The 3,658-nt window shown below is 73.0% G+C and carries 3 protein-coding genes and 1 pseudogene; 3 read left to right on the top strand and 1 reads right to left on the bottom strand.

Annotated features, from left to right (window positions below; all coding sequences use genetic code 11):
- A partial coding sequence (locus tag AC1D12_RS27940) for a tetratricopeptide repeat protein (RefSeq protein ID WP_477844336.1) occupies positions 1-601 on the bottom strand: 601 nt, incomplete at its 3' end.
- Positions 602-774: 173 nt separating this feature from the next.
- Here AC1D12_RS27940 and AC1D12_RS27935 point away from each other — a divergent pair.
- The 3 genes and pseudogenes from AC1D12_RS27935 to AC1D12_RS27925 form a co-directional block, all read left to right on the top strand.
- Positions 775-1,947 carry an imelysin family protein gene (locus AC1D12_RS27935; protein WP_477844334.1) on the top strand — a complete coding sequence of 391 codons (1,173 nt, stop codon included), beginning with the start codon at positions 775-777 and terminating at the stop codon, positions 1,945-1,947.
- Positions 1,944-3,377, top strand: a complete 1,434-nt coding sequence (locus tag AC1D12_RS27930; RefSeq protein WP_477828320.1) for a di-heme oxidoreductase family protein — start codon at positions 1,944-1,946, stop codon at positions 3,375-3,377. The genes AC1D12_RS27935 and AC1D12_RS27930 overlap by 4 nt, the downstream gene beginning before the upstream one ends.
- Positions 3,374-3,658: pseudogene (locus AC1D12_RS27925) on the top strand (DUF1513 domain-containing protein); the annotation flags it as partial. The gene AC1D12_RS27930 and the pseudogene AC1D12_RS27925, both read left to right, overlap by 4 nt.

Below are 3,658 nucleotides of genomic sequence, written 5' to 3'. Positions count from 1 at the left end.
GCGCAAAGCCCATGTTCAGGCGCTCGGCGATGCGCGGCGCCAGCGCCAGCGCGCGCTGTGCCTCCTGCACCGCCTCGGGCATCGCCCAGCGCAGGTAGCGCAGCCGGGCCAGCGCCTCGTGCCACGCGCCCTGGTCCGGTTGCAGCGCCACCGCGGCGGCATAGCGGCGCTCGGCTTCGTCGAAGCGCTCCAGCTGCACGCACAGCCCGCCGAGCATCGCCAGGCCCTGCGCATCGTCGGGCCGCAGCTCGCAGGCGCGCTGCATCTCGGCCAGCGCTTCGGGCGCCTGGCCGAGCTGCAGCAGCGCGGTCGCGAGGTTCATCCGGTAGTCGGCCGCATCGGGCCGGCGGGCGATCGCGCGCCGCACAAAGGCGATGCCGAGCGCCGGCTGGCGCAGGCCCAGGTAGGCCACGCCGAGCAGGTGCAAGGCCTCGGGGTTCTCGGGCTGGGCGGACAGCACGGCCTGGTACAGCGCGAAGGCCTCGCTCAGCCGGCCTTGAGCGTGCAGCGCACGGCCCTGCGCCAGCGCAGCGTCGGCGTCGACCGGACGCGCGGCGGCCGGCACTGCCCTGACAGGCCGGTGGGAAGTCTTGTTGTTCATGTGATCGGAGTCGGAGCCGATGCAGCGAGGCATCGCAGGACGACATCAGACACGCGCGCGAAAACGTTCGCTGACGCAGGGTCTTTCACACCCCGACATCCCCCGACATGAAGCATGTCCAGCGGGCGAAGCGTGGTCTATATTGCAACGCCCAGGTCCCGAACAATCACAAGATGAACAAGCGCGAGATGCTGCACGCCGTGGCCGCGGGGCTGGGAACGATGTTGTGGCCGGGGCAGGCGGCCGCGGCCACCGAGGTCGCCGACATCGCCGGTGTGGTCCGCCACTACGCCACGCTCGTCCACGCGTCCTACAGCGACAGCCTGGCCGCCGCGCTCGCGATGCAGCAGGCCATCACCGCCTTCCTCGCGCAGCCCTCGGCCGCCACGCTGAAGGCCGCCCGCACCGCGTGGATCGACGCCCGCGAGTGGTACGGCCAGACCGAGGCCTTCCGCTTCTATGCCGGCCCGGTCGACGACGGCAAGGGGCCGGAGCAGCGCATGAACACCTGGCCGGTCGACGAGTCGTACATCGACTACGTGCGCGACCGGCCCGACGCCGGCCTCATCAACAACCCGAAGGCGCCACTGACGAAGGCGGCGCTGGCCGCGGCCAACATCCGCGGCGGGCTCGAGAACGTCTCCACCGGCTGGCATGCGATCGAGTTCCTGCTGTGGGGCCAGGACCTCAGCGAGACCGGCCCCGGCGAGCGCCCGTTCGAGGACTACGTCGACGGCAAGGGCCTGCATGCGGATCGCCGCCGCCAGTACCTCTCGGCCGTCACCGGCCTGCTGATCGACGACCTGCGCTACCTGATCGCCGCCTGGGCGCCCGACGCGAAGGCGAACTACCGCGCGAAGTTCGAGCGCGGCGGCATCGAATCGGTGCGGCGCATCGTCATCGGCATCGGCGCGCTGTCGCGGGCCGAGCTGGCCGGCGAGCGCATGGAGGTCGCGCTGAACACGCAGGACCAGGAGGACGAACAGTCCTGCTTCTCCGACAACACGCACCGCGACATCGTCAACAACGCGCTCGGCATCGAGAACGTCTGGCTCGGCCGCTTCCGGCGGCGCGACGGCAGCCTGCTGCAAGGYCCGTCGCTGCGCGACCTGGTGGCGGCCAAGGATGCGGCGCAGGCCGAGCGCACCACGCGGCAGATCGCCGCGTCGATCGCCGCGGCGCAGGCGATCCACCCGCCGTTCGACCGCGAGATCATCGGCAGCCGCAACGCCCCCGGGCCGATGCGGGTGCGCGCGACCATCGACAGCGTGCTCGCGCAGGCGCGTGAACTCGGCGCGGCCGCCAACGCGATCGGCATCACGCGGCTGAACATGGTGAAGCCGTGAGGCGGATCAAGCTCGGCCTGCTCGCGGCCCTCATCGGCGCGAACGCCGTGCTGCTGCACGCCGCGCCTGCCGACGATGCGCTGACACCCGACGAGCAGACCGGCGGCGCGACCACCGTCGCCGCGACCGGCCGCAATGCGTTCTCGTTCGCCGCCGCGAACCTGAGCGATGACGAGCGCACGCGCTTCGCCGTCGGCAACTCGTTCTTCCGGCGCAACTGGGTCGAGGCACCGTCGTCGACCGCGGCGCGCGACGGGCTCGGGCCGCACTTCATCGCGCGCTCGTGCGGCGGCTGCCACGTGCAAAGCGGCCGCGGCGCGCCGCCCGACTACACGAAGCCGCTCGACCCGCGCGGCGAGCCGCCGGTGGCGCTGCTGCTGCGCCTGTCGATCCCGGGCGAAGGCCCGCACGGCGGCCCGCGGCCGGACCCGATCTACGGTGATCAATTGCGCACGCTGGCCGTGCCGGGCGTGCGCGTCGAGGGCCGCATCACGATGCAGGTGCGCACGCTGCACGGCAAGTTCGCCGACGGCACGGGCTACACGCTGCGGCAGCCGCGCTTCGGCCTGGCGGGCCTCGCGTACGGGCCGGCGTCGAAAGACCTGCAGGTCAGCCCGCGCCTCGCATCGCAGCTGATCGGCATGGGGTTGCTCGAAGCGATCCCCGCGCAGGAGATCCTCGACAACGCGATGCGCCAGGCCGCCGCGCCCGGTCCGGTGAAGGGTCGCCCCAACCAGGTGTGGGACGCCTTCGAGCAGCGCATGATGCCCGGCCGCTTCGGCTGGAAGGCCAATGTCGCGACGCTCGCGCACCAGACCGCCGCGGCCTTCGTCGGCGACATCGGCATCACGTCGAGCCGTTTCCCCGAGGAGTCGTGCACCTTCACGCAGGACGACTGCCGCGCCGCGCCGCGCGGCGCGAAGGGCGAGGCGCCGGAGATCGACGACCGCACGCTCGGCGACGTGGTGTTCTACCAGGCGAGCCTCGCGCCGCCGGCACGCCGCAACCCGGGCGATGCGCAGGTGCGGCACGGGCGCGCGCTGTTCGAGCAGGCGCAGTGCGCCGCCTGCCACCGGCCGAGCTACGTGACCGGCGACAGTCCGCTGCCGGCCTTCGCGAGCCCGGCGTTGAAGGGGCAGACGATCTGGCCGTACACCGACCTGCTGCTGCACGACATGGGCGACGGCCTGGCCGACGGCCGGCCCGATTTCGGGGCCAGCGGCCGCCAGTGGCGCACGCCGCCGCTGTGGGGCGTGGGGCTGATCCGCGACGTCAACGACCACCAGCAGTTGTTGCACGACGGCCGTGCGCGCGGCGTGCTCGAGGCGGTGCTGTGGCATGGCGGCGAGGCCGACGCGAGCCGGCGCCAGGTGCTGAAGATGACGGCCGCCGAACGTGCGGCGCTGGTGCGTTTCGTGGAGTCGCTGTGAGCCGCGCCCGCTGGACACGGCGACGCTGGTTGCAGGCCAGCGCGACGGCAGCGTTCGGCGCTGCCGTCGGCTCGCCCTGGGCCGCGACCGCGTCGACCGCGCTGGCCGCCGCCTGGCAAGACCGCGACGGCGGCGCCAGCGTCGGCGTGCTGGGCCTGCAAGGCCACCACCTGCGCGTGCACCGATCGATCGCAGTGCCGACCCGCGCCCACCGCCTGCAGCAGGAGCGCGGCGGCACGCTGCTCGCCGTCGCGCGCCGCCCCGGCGACTGGCTGATGCGC

Source organism: Rhizobacter sp. P1_G5, from assembly GCF_056405435.1.
This window is presented reverse-complemented; position numbering and strand designations above follow the sequence as displayed.